The organism is Tropicibacter sp. Alg240-R139, assembly GCF_900537075.1.
Lineage (GTDB): Bacteria > Pseudomonadota > Alphaproteobacteria > Rhodobacterales > Rhodobacteraceae > Falsiruegeria.
In genome coordinates this window covers 1-17,064 of the sequence record NZ_UNRA01000011.1, presented here as the reverse complement: position 1 = coordinate 17,064, position 17,064 = coordinate 1, and the positions used below count along the sequence as shown (strand labels likewise).

Genomic DNA, 17,064 nt, shown 5'->3' with positions numbered 1-17,064 from the left:
AGATCAGCTGCGAACCAGCTTTTCGTAATCTTCTGCGATCTCTCGGGTCAGCGCCCCGACCTCGAATTTGTAATCGCCAATCTGACCCACCGGGGTGACCTCAGCCGCGGTGCCAGTCAGCCAGCACTGCTCAAAATCAGCCATCTCTTCTGGCTTGATGCGGCGTTCATGGACGATGATGCCCTTGTCCTTGAGCATCCCAATCACGGTCTGACGGGTGATGCCGTTCAAAAAGCAATCGGCCAGCGGCGTGTGCACTTCGCCATCCTTGACGAAAAACACGTTCGCGCCCGTGGCCTCGGCCACATAGCCGCGCCAATCCATAAACAAGGCGTCCGAACAGCCTTTGGCCTCGGCCTTGTGCTTGGAGATGGTGCAGATCATGTAAAGGCCGGCAGCCTTGGCGTGAACGGGAATGGTCTCGGGCGAGGGACGTTTCCACTCGGCGATGTCCAGTTTGGCACCCTGCATCTTGGCATCGCCATAATAGGCACCCCAGCCCCAAACGGCGATGGCCATGCGCACTGGGTTCTTGGCAGATGCAACACCCATGTCCTCGCCCGAACCACGCCAGACCAGCGCACGCACATAGGCGTCGGTCAGGCCAGATGCCTTCAGGGTTTCTTCCTTGGCGGCCTCGATCTGATCGACCGTGTAGGGCATCGGCATATCCAGCGCGTTGGCCGACGCAATCAGGCGTTCGGAATGCTCGCGGCTTTTGAAAATCTTGCCGTTGTATGCGCGCTCACCTTCGAAAACCGAGCTGGCATAGTGCATTGCGTGAGACAGAACATGCACCTTGGCACTGCGCCAATCCACAAGTTCCCCGTCCATCCAGATCACACCATCACGATCATCATAACCCGACATGCTACATCCTCCTGAGCGAGTCGATTTGCACTTATTGCGCAAATTATGACCGTAACGGACATTATATTGCGCCAAAACTGCGACTCGATAGCTGTTCACTATTGGAATGTCAATAAGACTGACTTAAAGTGAGTCAAAGCAAGAAAGAGGCTCAGAATGTCCAACGGACGCTCGACCCCGGTCTATGGCAGCGAAGGCTTGCTGTTTCTGACCGACGAACAGCTCAGGCAAGGGATTGAGGCGATGTTCTTTGCCTATCGCGGTTTCACCGCCGATCCTGACCGCATTCTGGCCGAAATGGCCTATGGCCGCGCCCACCACCGCGCGATCCACTTCATCAATCGCGCTCCGGGAACCACCGTGAACAATCTGCTGGCTATTCTGGGGGTCACGAAACAGTCCCTTAACCGGGTTCTGCGCACATTGATCGCGGACGGTCTGGTGGAAAGCCGCGTCGGCAAGATCGACAAACGCGAACGTCACCTGTACTTGACCGAAGATGGGCACGCGCTAGAGGCGACGCTTTCAGATGCCCAGCGCAAACGGATGCGTGCGGCGTACAAAGATGCAGGACCTGAGGCCGTGGCCGGGTTTAAACTGGTGCTCGAAGCGATGATGGATGCAGATATGCGCCGGGCGTATTCAAAGTTGCGGGATGGTACCTCATGAGTGAACTTGACGCCCACCTTTTGATCGTCGACGACGACGAGCGGATCCGCGATCTTCTCAAGAAATTCCTGATGCGCAACGGATTCCTTGTGACGGCAGCCCGCGACGCGGCGCATGCGCGGCGGGTTCTGTCGGGGTTGGATTTCGACCTGATCGTGTTGGACGTAATGATGCCAGGCGAGGATGGCGTGAGCCTTACCAAATCCCTGCGTCAGACCCACAGCACGCCGATTATGCTGCTGACCGCGCGCGGCGAAACCGAGCACCGCATTTCGGGGCTTGAGGCTGGGGCCGATGATTACCTCGCGAAACCGTTCGAACCCAAGGAACTTCTGCTCAGGATCAACGCGATCTTGCGACGAATGCCGGAAACCACGGCCCAGGACACCGCACCCAAGATCCTGCAGCTTGGACCAATCCGCTATGACATCGAACGCGGCGAGATGTGGCAGGGCGAGGAATTGGTGCGCCTGACGGCCACCGAAAGCCAGTTGATGAAGATCTTTTCGGCACAACCAGGTGAGCCGGTCAGCCGCACAAAGCTGGTCGAGGACCTGGGCCGCGACCGAGGACAAGCGCAAGAGCGCGCCGTCGACGTTCAGATCACACGCCTGCGCCGCAAGATCGAACCAAACCCCAAGCAGCCCCGCTATCTGCAAACGGTTCGGGGTGCAGGCTATATGCTGGCAACCGATTGATCAGATTAATGCCCTGCTTGGTGTTATCTATTTTGGATCAGCTGCCAAACTGAGAACATTCAAAAATTGTGTTAGAGTGACCTCAATTGACTTTTTTTCTTGGAGTCACCGATATGCACAAAATTGCCTTTCTGATCACCTTTCTTCTACCTGCCGCTGCTCACGCACAAATGTGCCAAGGTTTTGGCCCGCAGACACCACGCGATATTGCAGAGGCCGCTGGTGTCAACAGTGTCACGTTCCCACGTGCCCCAGAAGCGAATCAGATGAACTTGTGCGATATTCACACGCACACCAATGCTGAGCATAAGGGGCCTGGGTTCTCAGTTTCTGGCGGCTCAGGTGAACATGGCGGATGGAAATGCAACGAAACCGACGGCTTGACCGATGCCGAACTGTCAATGCCTGACGGAGCCGAGGCGTTTCACGGTGTAAAACCTGGCGACACGATCGAGGTGCATTGGGTCTATACCACCTGTACAGTCACCCCTGCTCCAACCCTGAACTCTTGCTTCTCCGACGCTTGAGCCAACCCCTCTTTGCGGGTTGAAAGTCAGGTGTTCCTGGTTGTGAACGACGATACCGCTCCGGATTTTGGCGACTTTGCCTATGATGGCAATATGGCCAATGGGCTACATCAACCAAAGACCCTACCCCAAGGCACTGGCGAACCTGTCGTGTTCATGGGCTCGACCACTGGCCCGAGCTACACCGAGGAAATATGCTCTCCGATGCAAGTCACATGGAGCGTGCGCCCCTCGTGCATGAAAGTATCTTACAGTTCGGTTCAACATTGGGGCGCCAAGAAGAACGTATTTGAAGAAGATCACAGCCACGGCGTACGCCAATTGGTCACCGCGCCAGAATTGCTCGCACCGATCAACTAACCCCTAACGAGCGTTTGCCTGTAAGCGCGCGTGTTGCTAGCTTGCCCGCCATGAAAACCGCTTTGATCACACACGCCGATTGCCTTGGCCATGTCACTCCTGACGGGCACCCCGAACGGGTTGCCCGGTTGCAGCATATCCTGCACGCGCTAGAGCCGCTGGACTTGAACCGGGTCACCGCCCCCATGGCCGCCGAGGATGACATCCTGCGCATCCATCCCGCAGATTATCTGCACGATATCCGCGCAGCACGCCCGACAGATGGATTCAAGCAGATCGACGGCGACACCTTTATGTCGCCGGGTTCAGTCGATGCCGCCTTTCGCGCCGCCGGAGCGGTCGTTCGTGCCGTAGATATGGTGTTGGGAGGCGAGGCACCCAATGCGTTCTGCGCGATCCGCCCACCGGGGCATCACGCAGAAACCAGCACCGCCATGGGCTTTTGCCTTTTCGGCAATGCCGCGCTAGCCGCCAAGCACGCGCTGGATCACCATGGTTTGAATCGGGTGGCCGTGGTTGATTTCGATGTGCACCATGGCAACGGCACCCAGGACCTGTTGTGGGACGAGGCGCGCGCGCTGGTCATCACCAGCCAGCAAATGCCGCTCTGGCCCGGTTCGGGTCGCGTGGATGAGGATGGCGCGCACGGTCAAATCCTGAATATCCCCCTCGCGCCGGGTTCGGGCAGTGCCGAGATGCGCGCAGCATACGAAGGGCAAGCCTTTCCGCGTCTGCGCGCTTTTCAACCCGAATTGCTCATCATCTCGGCCGGGTTTGACGCCCACCAAGACGACCCGCTCGCGAACCTCAACTGGTCAACCGGTGATTTCGCCTGGATCACATCCGCGCTCTGCTCGCTGGCTCGTGAGCTTTGTGATGGCCGTATCGTCTCGACTCTTGAAGGCGGTTATGATCTGAACGCGCTGAGTGCCGCAACGAAGGCGCATGTTGAAGAATTGATGAAGGCAGCGACATGAGTGACACCCCCGTCGAGCAGATGACATTCGAACAGGCAATGAAAGAGCTTGAGACCGTTGTCAGTAAGCTAGAGCGCGGCGATGTCGCGCTGGACGAATCCATTGATCTCTATACGCGTGGGGCAGACCTAAAGAAACGCTGCGAGTCAGAGCTGAAACGCGCAGAAGAAAAAGTCGCCGCAATCACTCTGGACGCCAGCGGTCAGCCGACCGGGACGAAACCTGTCGAAGGTCTGTAAATGTTTCGCAAACAATTGGCGCGGGATGCCGCGCGCATTCAGAGCCAGTTCGATCTGGTCCTGGGTGGCTTTGATGACCTCGATGTGACGCAGGCTATGGCCTACACCACCCAAGGCGGCAAGCGGCTTCGCGGGTTTCTGGTGTTGGAAAGCGCGCGCCTGCATGACGTGGCCGAGGATCAGGCGATCTGGCCCGCTACAGGGATCGAAGCTCTGCATGCTTATTCTCTGGTGCATGATGATTTGCCCTGCATGGACGACGACGACCTGCGTCGCGGTAAACCCACCATCCATGTGAAATGGGATGAGGGAACTGCCGTACTGGCGGGCGACGCCCTGCAAACACTGGCCTTTGAGCTTTGCACCCGGCCCGAAGTCGGCGCGGCCACAGTTCGCGCAGAACTGGCTTTGACACTTGCGCAGGCAAGCGGTGCTCAAGGCATGGTTCTGGGGCAGGCGCTGGATATCGCGGCTGAATCAGCCGATCTGCCCCTGACTCTGAGCGAAATCACCCGTCTACAGGCGGGTAAGACCGGCGCTTTGATCGAATGGTCTGCCTGTGCCGGTGCGCGCATGGCGCAAGCCGACACCGCCCCCTTGCGCCAATATGCCCAGGCCTTGGGCCTTGCTTTCCAGATCGCAGACGACATCTTGGATGTTGAGGGTGACGCCCAGAAGGCCGGGAAACGGCTGCAGAAAGATGCGGATGCGGGGAAAGCGACATTTGTGTCCTTGCTGGGGTTGGACGCCGCCAAATTGCGCGCTGCGGGACTGATCGAACAGGGCTGCGCCGCGCTTGAGATTTACGGGCCGCGGGCCAATACCTTGAAGGAAGCCGCCCGCTTCGTTATTGCCCGCGACAGCTAGCCGTTAGAGGACGCCATGTCTGATCGCCCAAATACACCGCTTCTGGACCTTGTGACTCGCCCCGCGGATCTCAAGCAGTTTTCCGACGCACAGCTGACCCAACTGGCGGGCGAGCTGCGATCCGAGACGGTATCCGCCGTATCCGAGACTGGCGGCCACCTGGGCGCGGGTCTGGGCGTGGTCGAATTGACCGTTGCGCTGCATGCAGTATTTGACACGCCACGCGACAAGGTGATCTGGGACGTTGGCCATCAATGCTATCCCCACAAGATTCTGACCGAACGCCGTGGCCGTATCCGCACCCTGCGGCAAGAGGACGGTCTGAGTGGTTTCACCAAACGGTCGGAGTCACCCTATGATCCCTTTGGTGCGGCCCACAGCTCAACTTCCATCAGTGCAGCCCTTGGCTTTGCCGTGGCCCGCGATCTGGGTGGTGTGACCCCCGAAGGACTGGGTGATGCGATTGCCGTGATCGGCGATGGGTCAATGTCGGCTGGCATGGCATTTGAGGCGTTGAACAATGCGGGCCATTTGAAAAAACGCCTGATCGTGATCCTGAACGACAACGAGATGAGCATTGCCCCACCTGTTGGCGCGCTGTCATCATACCTGTCCCGTCTTTATGCCGAAGAACCATTTCAGGAATTCAAGGCAGCCGCCAAGGGCGCTGTCTCCCTGCTGCCCGAACCCTTCCGTGAAGGGGCCAAGCGGGCCAAGGAAATGCTCAAGGGTATGGCTGTTGGCGGCACCTTGTTCGAAGAGCTTGGTTTCTCTTACCTCGGCCCGATCGACGGGCACGACATGGACCAGCTGCTGCCAGTTCTGCGCACCGTCAAAGCCCGCGCCACCGGTCCGATCCTGATCCATGCGTTGACGAAAAAGGGCAAGGGTTACGCACCAGCCGAAGCTGCCCGCGACAAGGGGCACGCGACAGCGAAATTTGACGTTCTGACCGGCAAACAGAAAAAAGCGCCTTCCAACGCGCCATCTTACACATCGGTCTTTGGCAATGCTCTGGTGAACCAAGCCGCACAAGACGACAAGGTCGTGGCGGTTACAGCGGCGATGCCGGATGGCACCGGGTTGAACCTGTTCGCCGAACGCTATCCCTCGCGCTGTTTCGACGTCGGGATCTCAGAACAGCATGGCGTGACCTTCGCGGCGGCTTTGGCCGCAGGCGGGATGAAACCTTTCTGCACGATGTATTCGACGTTCTTGCAGCGCGGCTATGACCAGGTGGTGCACGACGTGGCTATCCAACGCCTGCCAGTGCGTTTTGCCATCGACCGCGCAGGGTTGGTTGGCGCAGATGGCGCGACTCATGCGGGATCGTTCGACATCGCCTATATGGCAAATCTGCCGGGCATGGTCGTGATGGCCGCCGCAGACGAGGCCGAACTGGTTCACATGGTGGCAACCGCCGTTGCCCACGACGACGGCCCCATCGCGTTCCGCTATCCGCGTGGCGAAGGGGTGGGCGTCGATCTGCCTGAACAGGGCAAGGTTCTGGAAATCGGTAAGGGCCGCATGATCCAAACTGGCGCGCGCGTGGCTCTGCTCAGCTTTGGTACCCGGCTGGCTGAAGTTCAAAAAGCAGCCGAGGCTCTGTCAGCCAAGGGCATCACGCCCACAATCGCCGACGCCCGCTTTGCCAAACCTCTGGACCGGGACATGATCCTGCAACTGGCCGCTGATCACGAGGCACTGATCACCATCGAAGAGGGCGCAATCGGTGGCTTTGGCAGCCATGTGGCACAGCTTTTGTCGGATGAGGGCGTGTTTGATGACGGTTTGAAATTCCGCTCGATGGTTCTGCCTGACATTTTTATTGATCAGGCCAGCCCTGAGGCGATGTACAAGGTCGCCGGCATGAGTGCCGAACAGATCGAGACCAAGGTGCTCGAAGTGCTCGGTGTCGCCTCAATCGGTGAAAAGCGCGCTTAAAACCAGGCGTCAGACTTACGATCCAATGCCTCGGTTTCGACCTTAAGCAAGGCACGCAGCCCTTCCCGATAGGATGGGTAGAGCAAATTCACCCCAAGCTCCGACTTGATCAGATCATTGCGCACGCGCTTGTTCTCGCCATAAAAACTGCGCGCCATCGCACTCATCCCGGCCTCGTCAAACGGCACTTCGGCCGGCATCGGCAAACCAAGCAGTTTCGCGGCCAAACCAATCACATCCTGCGGCGGTGCAGGGTCATCGTCGCACAGATTGTAGATAGCACCAGGTCGGGGCTGCGCGATAGAGGTACGCAACACCTGAGCAATGTCATCCACGTGAATGCGCGAAAACACCTGCCCCGGCTTCACAATACGCCGAGCCGTCCCAGCGCGTACTTTGGTGAACGGTCCACGACCTGGGCCATAAATTCCTGCAAGGCGAAAGATGTGTAACGGCAAACCTGGAATGGCCTTCCAATCGTTTTCCGCCGCAACCCGCAAGTCACCCCGTGCCGAGGACGGTGCAACTTTGGTGGTTTCATCCACCCAATCGCCATTCCGATCCCCGTAGACCGCCGTCGTAGACAGATACCCGACCCATTCGAATTGGTCCGCTCGCGAGGCGATCTCGTCGCGGAATTCAGCCAGAACCGGATCCCCAGCTTCGACTGGACCCGCCGAAATCAGCAGGTGTGTCACCCCTTCCAGACTGGGCCGCGCACCCGGCCATTGGTGCATCTCAACCCCCGGCAGGGTCTTTGTATTGTCTTCGCGACGGCTGGTGCCGATAGAGCGCCAGCCCTCATCCAGACTTCGCACCAAAGAACGAGCAGTGTATCCAAAGCCAAAGCAGAAAAGCGTCTTAGTCATGCTCCCTAGATGGTCCGAGCGGCGCCGGGATGCAAGCATTCTGGATGTGTCACTTGATTCGAATCCTTACATCAGCGTTTCATTGAACCCATGAGTAAAAAAGCACCCGATCTGCACAGCGCTTATGCGCTAGAAACACCTGACGACCACAAGCAGCTTTATGCTGAATGGGCTGGTGACTATGATGACAGCTTTGCCGCGCGCGAGGATTATCAGCTGCACATCCATACCGCGCGGACTTTTGTAGGCGCGGGTGGTCAAGGGCCTGTCTTGGACGTGGGCGCAGGCACTGGCCTGTGCGGTAGCGTTTTGGTCGGGCTTGGCGTTGGCCCCATCGACGCCACCGACATCAGCGCGGCAATGCTAGATCAGGCTATGCGCAAAGACATCTACCGCGACGCGATCGAGGCCGACTTGAACGACGGTATTCCGGTTCCCCGCGAAAGCTATTCCGGCGTCGTATCCTCGGGCACTTTCACACATGGGCACGTCGGACCCGAAGTGATCCCCGCCCTGTTGCGCGTGGCGCGCCATGGCGCCCAATTCGCGCTTTCGATCAACGCAAAACACTTTGAGGCGCAAGGGTTTTCAGACGCGCTCAAAGCTCTTTATGGGGACAAGATCCACAACCTATCCCTGCCCCAGGTGCGCATTTATGGTGACCTGGCTGCAGGAGAGAATAAGGACGACACTGCTTTTGTCGCCCTGTTCGAAAAAGCCTAAACCCTATTTACCCTTCCACACCGGATCACGCTTCTCGGCAAAGGCGCGCGCGCCTTCCAGATTGTCTTGGGATCCATAAAGTGTGTCGATTGTCGCCAATTGCCGCCGCTGAATCCGATTCATGACATCCCGAAACTTGGCATCTTCGGCCTCGCGCACGACCTCTTTGATCGAAGCGTAAACCAGCGGCGGGCCGCTCGCCAGCAGGCGAGCCACCTCCCATGCGCGGTCCAATAATTGATCGCCTGGCACGATTTCATTCACAAGCCCCCAATGCTTGGCCTCTTCGGCGTCGAACCATCGCCCGGTGAGCAACAGTTCCATCGCGACGTGGTAGGGGATGCGCTTAGGCAGTTTCACACTGGCCGCATCCGCAATGGTGCCCGAACGGATTTCAGGCAAGGCAAAGCTGGCGTGATCGGCAGAGATGATGATGTCGGCAGAGATCATCAGCTCCAGACCGCCGCCACAGGCAATGCCGTTCACAGCAGCAATCACCGGCTTGTTCATATCCCGCAGCTCTTGCAGACCGCCAAATCCGCCAACGCCATAATCGCCGTCCACTGCATCGCCGTCGGCCGCGGCCTTTAGATCCCAACCGGGACAAAAGAACTTCTCGCCGCCGCCGGTCAGGATTGCAACGCGCAGCTCGGGGTCATCGCGAAAGTCGCGAAAGATCTCGCCCATCACACGGCTGGTCGCCAGATCAATAGCGTTGGCCTTGGGTCGGTCCAGCGTCACCTCAAGGATTGCACCGTCTCGTCTTGTTTTTATCGGGTTCATGAGCTTGCCTTTCGGATCAGTGCATCGACTGCGACCGCCGCGTTTGCGGTGCAGATCAAGGGGTTAATTTCAACTTCGGCCAAGGTGTCAGCATTGGCAAGCACATAGGTCTGCACCGCATCTACAGCTATCACAATAGCATCCAGATCTGCTGCCAGTTTTCCACGATACCCGTGCAGCAAAGGGGCACACTTTAGCCTGTTTAGAGCCTGTTTTATGTGATCTTGACTGGACGGAACCAACAGTGATTGGGTATCCTGCAACACTTCGGTCAACACGCCGCCCGCGCCGATGGTCAGAACAAAGCCATGCGCAGGGTCGCGTGTCACACCAATTAGCAACTCGGCCACGGCACCATCTGCCATTTCTTCGATCAACACCTCGCCGGTGCCAACAGCCTGTACTGCTTTACCCAGGCCCGAGACCTGCACACCCAGGCGCACCGCATCATGCTCGGACTTGTGCGCAAGACCAATGCCCTTGACCGCAAAGGGTGGCTTCAACCCGACGCAAGCCTGGGCCGCACACGACGCGGGCGTCACAATGTTGCGGGGGATCGGTAACCCATGTTCGGCTAAGCTTGCCTTCGCCTCAGCCTCGGTCAGAACCGTATCTGCTTCAGTTGTCCCAGGTAGACAAACAGGCTCTGATACAGGCGTTTTCACGCGACATGCCGCCTCTGCCGCCGCCAGCGCCTCTTCAATCCCCATAATCGGAACGACGCCACCGGCCATAAGTTCTTCAGCCACCTGTTCGGGCATTAACTCTGGTAGAGTCGCCACGACAGCAAAAGGAGCGCCTGTTTCCACTCGGACAGCCAAGGCCGCCTGGGTGGCGCATGTCCAATCGGTGTGGTCAGTGTGCGGATAGTCGACAATGGAAAAAGTCATGCCGATCCCCTCGCCTGTCATCCCTTTCCACGCACGCGTCATCGCCTGCGTGTCGCGCCAGATGTAGGTGTGGTAGTCCAACGGGTTTGCAAGTGCGACCATCGGGCCAAGTGCCGCCTTAAGATCTTGCTTTTGCGGCTCTGATAAGGGTGGAAACACCAACTCTCGCTCGGTCGAAAGGTCGGCAATCAAGCTCGCCTCGCCACCTGAACAACTAATCGAAGCGATCTTATTCGAAGTCAGAGAACCATTGGCATGCAAGAGCTTCAACGTCTCAAGGAACGCAGGTAATCCGTTTAGCCGGGCTATTCCCAAACGATCCAACAGAGCCTGCGCCCCAGCATCGCCTCCGGCAAGCGACGCGGTGTGAGACACAGCCGCCGCCTGCGCCTGTTCGGACACCCCCACCTTGAGCGCTACCAAAGGCACACCGCAGCCATGAGCTTTGGCAGCCAATGCTTCCCATTCGCGAAGGTTTCCGAAGCCTTCGATATGCAGACCAATCGCGGTAACTCGGTCATCTTCCAACAACTGCATCGCAATCGCCGCCTGCGATGTCTGCGCCATATTTCCGCAGGCCACCATGTAGGCAATCGGCAGCCCTCGTCGCTGCATTGTCAGGTTGATGGCGATGTTCGAGCTTTGGGTCAGGATGGCAACACCCCGCTCAACCGGCTGCATCCCATGCTGATCCGGCCAGATTGCAGCCCGATCCAGGGCATTGACGAACCCATAGCAGTTCGGCCCCAGGATCGGCATCTCGCCGGCGGCCTCTACCAGTTGCGCTTGCAGGTCAGCCCCGCTGGCATCCTCGGCCACGGCCTCGGTGAAACCAGACGCAAAGCACACCGCGCCGCCCGCACCCAACGCACGCAGGGTCGAAACCACCTCGAGCGTGGCAAAGCGGTTTATCCCAATAAAGGCAGCATCAATCGGGCCGTCCCAGTCTTCAAGTCGTTCAATTGCCTTGATACCCGCGATTTCCTTACCCGAGGGGTGCACAGGAAAAATTCGTCCCTGATATCCGATGCGCTGCGCCGCTTCTATGATCGACGCGCACCAAGCGCCGCCACCAATCACGGCGATAGAAGCAGGGTTCAACACCCGGGACAAATCGCGCGTCATGACCAAACCGCCTCGCTGGCCGAGAATGCGGGAGCCTCCGGCGGGGATATTTTTGGTAGGAGGAAGCAAGGGTTTGTTAACCCTGCTGTTTCATCTTGATCGCACGGTACAGGCAGGGATGCCGATGACCGTGTAGGGGGAAGAGATCTATGCTCTTCCTTGGGAGCCTCTGAGCCGAGCCCCCCTTTTCCTCCTAATCCAAATATCCCCGCCGGAGGCATGAAAATCCATGCGCCGACGTGTGCGCCGTTTCCTTCGGTCGCCTTAGTCCAGTTTGTGTTCATCTAGTCCTGTAAAATGTCTGCCGCCCGGTCCAGATGGCCCAGGTCGCGTTCCGGGTCGATCCGGTCCCGCACGCGCGATTTCAGCTCTTTCACATCCGGAAAGCCGCCATCCCGCTTGCGTTCCCAGATCACCTCTCCATTCAAAGTGATCTCAAACACGCCACCCGTCTCACCCGGCACCAGCGTCACCGACCCCAGATCCTCTTGAAAGGTCGAGAGCAGCTCTTGCGCCATCCACGCGGCGCGGAGCATCCAGTTGCAGCCAATGCAATATGTGATCGAGATGGCGGGTTTTGTCATGGGGTCAGCCTCCTAGGGGTCTCAGCAGTTCTCGGCTGATGATATGCCGCTGGATTTCGCTTGTCCCCTCCCAGATTCGTTCAACACGGGCATCGCGCCAGATGCGTTCCAACGGCAGTTCGTCCATCAAACCCATGCCGCCGTGAATCTGGATCGCCTCGTCCGCGACCATGGCCAGCATCTCAGTCGCCTTGAGCTTGGCCATGGACATGTCGGATTCGGTGACGGTGCCCTGGTCGAATTTCCAGCCGGCCTCCCACGTCAGCAGGTTGGCCGCTTTCAGTTCCGTCGCCATATCGGCCAGCTTGAAGGAAATGCCCTGAAACTTGCCGATCTGCTGGCCGAACTGCTTACGCTCGGCCGAATATTCAACCGCGTGCTGCATCGCACGTTCCGCGCGGCCTAGGCAGGTGGCCGCCACTTGCAAACGGGTGGCACCCAGCCAGGTGTTGGCGACGTCGAACCCCTTGTGCAGTTCGCCCAGCATGGCTGATTTCGGGATGCGGCAGTCATCGAATTCCAGCACCGCGTTTGTATAGCCACGGTGGCTGACGTTTTGGTATCCATCGCGAACAGTGAAACCAGGTGTGTCCTTGTCGACAAAGAACGCGGTGATCAGCTTTTTGAGCCCGCGCGGGGTGTCCTCTTCTCCGGTCGCCATGAACACGATCGAAAAATCGGCAATGTCCGCGTGGCTGATGAAATGTTTGGTGCCGTTCAGGATAAAGTCATCCCCATCCGCACGGGCCGTGGCGATCATGCCCCGCAGGTCAGACCCGGCCCCCGGTTCGGTCATGGCCAGACAATCCCATTTTTCACCCTTCATACAGGGGTAGAGGTATTTTTCCTTCTGCTCATCCGTGCCCGCCATCAAGATGTTTGACGGGCGCGCGACGCAGGTCCAGTGCAGTGCATAGTTTGCGCGCCCTAGCTCTTTTTCGTACATCAGCCATGTGAGCGTATCGAGGCCCGCGCCGCCAGCCTCTTCGGGCATGTTGGCGGCATAAAGCCCTGCTTCCATCGCCTTGACCTGCACGTCCTTGATGATCTCCATCGGCAGGTGCCCAGTGCGTTCGACCTCGGCCTCATGCGGGTAAAGCTCGTTTTCGACAAAGGCGCGGGTGGTGTCGATGATCATCGACTGTTCTTCGGTCAGGCCAAACTGCATCTTTTGCGCTCCGGACAGAGGGAATTTCCCGCGTATCCTGATCGAGCTTGCGAAGCTTACTGTGCAGATTTAGATGTTGACCATGCAGGAGTGGTCAAAAAATTCCGCCGCGACGCAGCAAGTCGGCGTGCTTTTGTTCGATGGGTTTTCGAACCATTGCTTGGCCAATACCATCGAGCCTCTACGCGCCGCCAATATGCTGTCGGCTCGGGTGCTGTACGACTGGCGGTTTCTGACATTGGATTCGGGTGTGGTGACCTCGTCTTCGGGCTTGCAGGTGGCACCACATCAAGCGCTCAATCAGGCGCAGGGCAACATGCTGGTTGTCATGCCGTCCTACGGATTTCTAGGGCATAGCGGCTGGAAAACTCAGTCCGCGCTGCGTGCTGCTAAGGCCCGTTTTGGGACCATGGTCGGGATGGACACCGGCAGTTGGTTGCTGGCGGAGGCCGGGCTGCTGGACCGTCATCGCGCAACCATCCACTGGGAAGAGCTGACCGGGTTTTCCGAGCGTTTCCCCGAAATTGACGTGGTGCGCGAGCGCTATGTCATCGACCGCAACCGGATCACCTGCTCGGGCGCTATGGCGGCATTTGATCTGGTGATGCATCTAATCGGGCAGGATCAAGGGCAGGCGTTGGCGCTGGAGGTGGCTCAACTGTTCATGACCCGTGATTCAGCGCGCTCTCATGCAGGTGGTGCCGGTTCAACCAGCGCCTTTGTCAACAAGGCCCTGGCAATCATGCAAGAGAACTTGGAACAGCCGCTTTCTGTGCCCGAAGTGGCCCGGCGAGCGGGTCGAACACAAAAGGTGTTAGAGGCGCGGATGCGTGTCGATCTTGGGGCTACCCCCGCCCAGATTTATCGTCGGCTGCGCCTGAACCTGGCCCGCAAATTGGTGATGGAAACTGACTTTCCTGTGTCCGAGATTGCCTTGCGATCCGGATACGATAACCCAAGTGCCATGACCCGCGCCTTTCGTAGTGAGTTCGGTGTGACACCAAGAACCTTACGCAGCTAGCCCGGATCGGACTCCATCCGCTGGTTCAACCGCCACACGCCCCACGCCAGAGGAATCGCGGCCAAACCACCCAAAAGATAAGCCAACGGCTCGTCCTGGAAGCTTTCGAACATCTGAGTGTAGCCATGGATCGCAGCAAAGGTCAGCCCGGTGTTGAACAGCCCGCGCTGATTGCGACGTGAGGCCCAAATGATGACAGCAGCCAAAACAACGGCCCAGATGATCGCGTATGCGCCGTCCGGGATGACAAGAGCGGTCTCGCGAAACGCTTCGCGCGCCACGCGGTAGCTTTCCCAATCAGCGTAGCCATCCCTGTAGCGTCCCGGACCCCAAATAGTTTCCCCGACCACATCCCCCCAAAGCGAGGCGACCAATGCACAGAGGTTAGCCACAATGAACCCGAGAACCACCAGAGTTCGCAAATGACGCCCATCCCGATCCGACAGTGACTTGGCTGCCCAGAGACAAACGGTAATCAACAACACCATCTGAAGAATCGTCAACGTCGGCTCTGGCGAATAGAAAACATAAGCCGCGTGAAAATAGGCGGTCCCGGTTTCAAGAACCTGAGCGAATGGGACAATGGCCAAAGCCGTCACCAAACGTACATCGATCATCCAACCTATCAGACCAACAGCCACAGCATAATACAGCAGGATCAGATTTCTGAGAGGCGAACCAACCTGATGCTGCATGACCAACAGTTCAATCCCAATCAAGTGCATCGCCAATCCCATCAGGATCACTGCACCCAGAACGAAGCCCGCGGACAAGGAACCTGTGCGCCAACGCCAGACACCGAGACAAGTCACGAACGCACCTGCAGGCGCCATAATCCAGCCTGCGACGTCTTCATACTTGTCCACCAACTCGATCGCTCCCCCTCCCATCAGCATTCCTGCCCCGATCAAGGTCGCCGAGTTACCAAACATGCGATAGGTTTCACCGCCCCGGGCCAGAACCAAGAGACCAGAGCCCAACATCAAAATTCCGGTGATTGCGACCGCTATTGCATTGGCCAGCCAAAAAATGAACCCTGCCGTCGCCGCGATGATCCCGAAACACAGGATGGCATTGACGGCCAATTTGATCATTACGTCTCGAGAACGTTCTTCAATCACGCGTGCCTGCTCTTGCGACAGAACACTGTCGTCAACTAGGGCAGTTGTATCCGCTACGACATGCATGTTAGGGCCTTTGCATTTTTGGATTATCTTTAACTATACTTCACTTCATCAACTTCAAACCACTAGCCCCATTGATGGAGGGTATCTGGATTTCTGTTAGAGCCTAAAGAGCCTGAAACAGTGCAAAAACCTATCCAGGGAAAGTAACCATTTATGGCGATGGAACTAGTTTTCCAAAGTCACCTCTGACGCGCGAATTTCCCTGGCCTGTTTATGCAATACCCGTATGTGCTCGTCCTCAAGCCCCAATTCATCCAGATGATGTATCAAAGAATCAAGGTAGCTGAAATTCGTCCCCAACCCGCCTTCAGCCAATGCGATCATTCGCGCAGCAACATCCAAGGGTACCTGAGGCATATAACGATTGTTCGACCGATCCATAACGAACACCAACGCCTCAATCACACCTTGTGGCGTGTCAACGTCAAGGAAGACAGGCAGGTATGAGCCTGAAAACATCTCTCGTCGCCACATGAATTGGGTCTCTTCGTCGACAATATCTGCTGGAATGCGAAACGCTACACCATCACAATGTCCGCCCGTATCCAAAGCAGCCATCAGGCCGGGTTGGTCATGCGTCCCACGGCCACCATCCAACCGCATGCAAAAACTGCGGTGCCATCCCTGCAATGATCCATACCTGTACTCATCAACCTGAACAGCAGGATCCCAGATCAACGATCCATAGGCAAAGACCCAAAGTTCTTGGTTTAAGCGATCAGACAAAACGAGCTGACGATTGGCCTCCCGTTCATCGTGGTCCATGCGCCAGCCTGGCGGCCATCCTTCTTCAAGAGCCTGAAGATCAAGTTCGTTGAAACGATTTAGTGTGAATCTCATTTGAGATTGATCAGGCGGAGTAATTTGTCCGCGCAGGGCGGGGGTGTATCGGAATGTTTGATTTGGAAACGGCATGGGACAATTAAGCCGATGTTTCCTGCGGTCGACTACCAGAGATTGTTGATTTTTGGAGAATTTTTCATTCGCTTTGGTTGCGGGAGTAGGATTTGAACCTACGACCTTCAGGTTATGAGCCTGACGAGCTACCGGGCTGCTCCATCCCGCGACAGAAGCTAAATGTTGTCGTTTATGAGAGTTTGTTTGGATTTTACTAGGTTTGGCGGTGAGCTACTCTCCCACGCCTTGAGACGCAGTACCATTGCCGCAGCAGTGCTTAACTTCCGGGTTCGGGATGGGACCGGGTGTTTCACTTGCGCTATGACCACCAAACCAAGAAAAATCCAAGTTCCGAAGGCATTTGGATTTTCTTGGTTCGCGGCAGGCAGGATATTTGCAAAGCAAATGCCCGTTGCCGCACCTGAGTTATGTCACGAGGACATTGGCCAAATGCGTTCGGAGATCAATCAACACAGAGCCGCTAAGTTTGTGCGTCTCGGGTTGTCCATGTTTTGTGTTTGGGGTTGTATGCTTTGTTTTGGTTCCAGTTTTTCTATTACTGGATCAAATCAAGCCTATCGGACCATTAGTACCGGTCAACTGAGCATGTTACCATGCTTACATCTCCGGCCTATCGACGTGGTGGTCTACCACGGTCCTCAGGGA

Annotated in this window: 16 protein-coding genes, 1 tRNA gene, 2 rRNA genes and 1 pseudogene; 9 read left to right on the top strand and 11 right to left on the bottom strand. The window is 57.3% G+C overall.

Features of this window, described 5'->3' with window-relative positions; genetic code table 11:
* Positions 1-3: 3 nt before the first annotated feature.
* Positions 4-870, bottom strand: coding sequence for a branched-chain amino acid aminotransferase (locus G6R15_RS22265; protein WP_164662264.1), 867 nt, complete (start codon positions 868-870; stop codon positions 4-6).
* Between the two features lie 156 nt (positions 871-1,026).
* Here G6R15_RS22265 and G6R15_RS22260 point away from each other — a divergent pair, with 156 nt between their 5' ends.
* From G6R15_RS22260 to dxs, 7 genes and pseudogenes are all read left to right on the top strand, one after another.
* Positions 1,027-1,539, top strand: a complete 513-nt coding sequence (locus G6R15_RS22260; RefSeq protein WP_164662263.1) for a MarR family winged helix-turn-helix transcriptional regulator — start codon at positions 1,027-1,029, stop codon at positions 1,537-1,539.
* Positions 1,536-2,237 (top strand): response regulator, encoded by a 702-nt coding sequence (locus tag G6R15_RS22255; RefSeq protein ID WP_164662262.1) that lies wholly within the window; start codon positions 1,536-1,538, stop codon positions 2,235-2,237. The genes G6R15_RS22260 and G6R15_RS22255 overlap by 4 nt, the downstream gene beginning before the upstream one ends.
* Positions 2,238-2,350: 113 nt before the next feature.
* Positions 2,351-3,124: pseudogene (locus G6R15_RS22250) on the top strand (delta-class carbonic anhydrase).
* Between the two features lie 50 nt (positions 3,125-3,174).
* On the top strand, positions 3,175-4,101 hold the full coding sequence (locus tag G6R15_RS22245) for a histone deacetylase family protein (RefSeq protein WP_164662261.1): 927 nt from the start codon (positions 3,175-3,177) through the stop codon (positions 4,099-4,101).
* On the top strand, positions 4,098-4,340 hold the full coding sequence (locus G6R15_RS22240; protein WP_164662260.1) for an exodeoxyribonuclease VII small subunit: 243 nt from the start codon (positions 4,098-4,100) through the stop codon (positions 4,338-4,340). The genes G6R15_RS22245 and G6R15_RS22240 overlap by 4 nt, the downstream gene beginning before the upstream one ends.
* The gene (locus tag G6R15_RS22235; protein ID WP_164662259.1) at positions 4,341-5,207 is read left to right on the top strand and encodes a polyprenyl synthetase family protein; all 867 of its coding nucleotides are present in this window, start codon (positions 4,341-4,343) and stop codon (positions 5,205-5,207) included. It abuts the gene before it with no gap.
* A 15-nt stretch (positions 5,208-5,222) separates the two neighbouring features.
* Positions 5,223-7,151 carry a 1-deoxy-D-xylulose-5-phosphate synthase gene (dxs, locus tag G6R15_RS22230; RefSeq protein ID WP_164662258.1) on the top strand — a complete coding sequence of 643 codons (1,929 nt, stop codon included), beginning with the start codon at positions 5,223-5,225 and terminating at the stop codon, positions 7,149-7,151.
* On the opposite strand, the gene G6R15_RS22225 is transcribed toward dxs, so the two are convergent.
* Complete coding sequence (locus G6R15_RS22225) at positions 7,148-8,020, bottom strand: SDR family oxidoreductase (RefSeq protein WP_164662257.1); 873 nt, start codon at positions 8,018-8,020, stop codon at positions 7,148-7,150. The two genes, dxs and G6R15_RS22225, sit on opposite strands and share 4 nt — an antisense overlap.
* Positions 8,021-8,110: 90 nt before the next feature.
* On the opposite strand from G6R15_RS22225, the gene G6R15_RS22220 reads away from it, so the two are divergent.
* Complete coding sequence (locus tag G6R15_RS22220; RefSeq protein ID WP_164662256.1) at positions 8,111-8,743, top strand: class I SAM-dependent methyltransferase; 633 nt, start codon at positions 8,111-8,113, stop codon at positions 8,741-8,743.
* Positions 8,744-8,746: 3 nt separating this feature from the next.
* Here the strand turns inward: G6R15_RS22220 and G6R15_RS22215 are convergent, their stop codons facing one another.
* The 4 genes from G6R15_RS22215 to G6R15_RS22200 all read right to left on the bottom strand — a co-directional run bounded on the left by G6R15_RS22215 (position 8,747) and on the right by G6R15_RS22200 (position 13,293).
* The gene (locus tag G6R15_RS22215) at positions 8,747-9,526 is read right to left on the bottom strand and encodes a carnitinyl-CoA dehydratase (protein WP_164662255.1); all 780 of its coding nucleotides are present in this window, start codon (positions 9,524-9,526) and stop codon (positions 8,747-8,749) included.
* On the bottom strand, positions 9,523-11,541 hold the full coding sequence (locus G6R15_RS22210; protein ID WP_164662254.1) for an acetate--CoA ligase family protein: 2,019 nt from the start codon (positions 11,539-11,541) through the stop codon (positions 9,523-9,525). The genes G6R15_RS22215 and G6R15_RS22210 overlap by 4 nt, the downstream gene beginning before the upstream one ends.
* A gap of 284 nt (positions 11,542-11,825) precedes the next feature.
* Complete coding sequence (locus G6R15_RS22205; RefSeq protein ID WP_164662253.1) at positions 11,826-12,125, bottom strand: SelT/SelW/SelH family protein; 300 nt, start codon at positions 12,123-12,125, stop codon at positions 11,826-11,828.
* A gap of 4 nt (positions 12,126-12,129) precedes the next feature.
* Positions 12,130-13,293, bottom strand: coding sequence for an acyl-CoA dehydrogenase family protein (locus G6R15_RS22200; protein ID WP_164662252.1), 1,164 nt, complete (start codon positions 13,291-13,293; stop codon positions 12,130-12,132).
* An 82-nt stretch (positions 13,294-13,375) separates the two neighbouring features.
* On the opposite strand from G6R15_RS22200, the gene G6R15_RS22195 reads away from it, so the two are divergent.
* Positions 13,376-14,314 (top strand): GlxA family transcriptional regulator, encoded by a 939-nt coding sequence (locus tag G6R15_RS22195; protein ID WP_164662251.1) that lies wholly within the window; start codon positions 13,376-13,378, stop codon positions 14,312-14,314.
* On the opposite strand, the gene G6R15_RS22190 is transcribed toward G6R15_RS22195, so the two are convergent.
* The 5 genes from G6R15_RS22190 to G6R15_RS22170 all read right to left on the bottom strand — a co-directional run.
* A complete protein-coding gene (locus G6R15_RS22190) occupies positions 14,311-15,501 on the bottom strand; it encodes a hypothetical protein (protein WP_164662250.1) in 1,191 nt (396 codons plus the stop codon). The two genes, G6R15_RS22195 and G6R15_RS22190, sit on opposite strands and share 4 nt — an antisense overlap.
* 165 nt (positions 15,502-15,666) lie before the next feature.
* Entirely contained in the window at positions 15,667-16,416 is a 750-nt protein-coding gene (locus G6R15_RS22185; RefSeq protein ID WP_164662249.1) for a gamma-glutamylcyclotransferase, read from the bottom strand.
* A gap of 74 nt (positions 16,417-16,490) precedes the next feature.
* Positions 16,491-16,567, bottom strand: a tRNA-Met gene (locus tag G6R15_RS22180).
* A 49-nt stretch (positions 16,568-16,616) separates the two neighbouring features.
* Positions 16,617-16,731, bottom strand: a 5S ribosomal RNA gene (gene rrf / locus G6R15_RS22175).
* A 232-nt stretch (positions 16,732-16,963) separates the two neighbouring features.
* Positions 16,964-17,064 (bottom strand): 23S ribosomal RNA (locus G6R15_RS22170); the annotation flags it as partial.

What these genes read in the sequence shown, in the direction of transcription:
- G6R15_RS22265 (WP_164662264.1), bottom strand. Translation starts at nt 870, where the DNA reads ATGTCGGGTTATGATGATCGTGATGGTGTGATCTGGATGGACGGGGAA.
- G6R15_RS22260 (WP_164662263.1), top strand. Translation starts at nt 1,027, where the DNA reads ATGTCCAACGGACGCTCGACCCCGGTCTATGGCAGCGAAGGCTTGCTG.
- G6R15_RS22255 (WP_164662262.1), top strand. Translation starts at nt 1,536, where the DNA reads ATGAGTGAACTTGACGCCCACCTTTTGATCGTCGACGACGACGAGCGG.
- G6R15_RS22245 (WP_164662261.1), top strand. Translation starts at nt 3,175, where the DNA reads ATGAAAACCGCTTTGATCACACACGCCGATTGCCTTGGCCATGTCACT.
- G6R15_RS22240 (WP_164662260.1), top strand. Translation starts at nt 4,098, where the DNA reads ATGAGTGACACCCCCGTCGAGCAGATGACATTCGAACAGGCAATGAAA.
- G6R15_RS22235 (WP_164662259.1), top strand. Translation starts at nt 4,341, where the DNA reads ATGTTTCGCAAACAATTGGCGCGGGATGCCGCGCGCATTCAGAGCCAG.
- dxs (WP_164662258.1), top strand. Translation starts at nt 5,223, where the DNA reads ATGTCTGATCGCCCAAATACACCGCTTCTGGACCTTGTGACTCGCCCC.
- G6R15_RS22225 (WP_164662257.1), bottom strand. Translation starts at nt 8,020, where the DNA reads ATGACTAAGACGCTTTTCTGCTTTGGCTTTGGATACACTGCTCGTTCT.
- G6R15_RS22220 (WP_164662256.1), top strand. Translation starts at nt 8,111, where the DNA reads ATGAGTAAAAAAGCACCCGATCTGCACAGCGCTTATGCGCTAGAAACA.
- G6R15_RS22215 (WP_164662255.1), bottom strand. Translation starts at nt 9,526, where the DNA reads ATGAACCCGATAAAAACAAGACGAGACGGTGCAATCCTTGAGGTGACG.
- G6R15_RS22210 (WP_164662254.1), bottom strand. Translation starts at nt 11,541, where the DNA reads ATGACGCGCGATTTGTCCCGGGTGTTGAACCCTGCTTCTATCGCCGTG.
- G6R15_RS22205 (WP_164662253.1), bottom strand. Translation starts at nt 12,125, where the DNA reads ATGACAAAACCCGCCATCTCGATCACATATTGCATTGGCTGCAACTGG.
- G6R15_RS22200 (WP_164662252.1), bottom strand. Translation starts at nt 13,293, where the DNA reads ATGCAGTTTGGCCTGACCGAAGAACAGTCGATGATCATCGACACCACC.
- G6R15_RS22195 (WP_164662251.1), top strand. Translation starts at nt 13,376, where the DNA reads ATGCAGGAGTGGTCAAAAAATTCCGCCGCGACGCAGCAAGTCGGCGTG.
- G6R15_RS22190 (WP_164662250.1), bottom strand. Translation starts at nt 15,501, where the DNA reads ATGCATGTCGTAGCGGATACAACTGCCCTAGTTGACGACAGTGTTCTG.
- G6R15_RS22185 (WP_164662249.1), bottom strand. Translation starts at nt 16,416, where the DNA reads ATGCCGTTTCCAAATCAAACATTCCGATACACCCCCGCCCTGCGCGGA.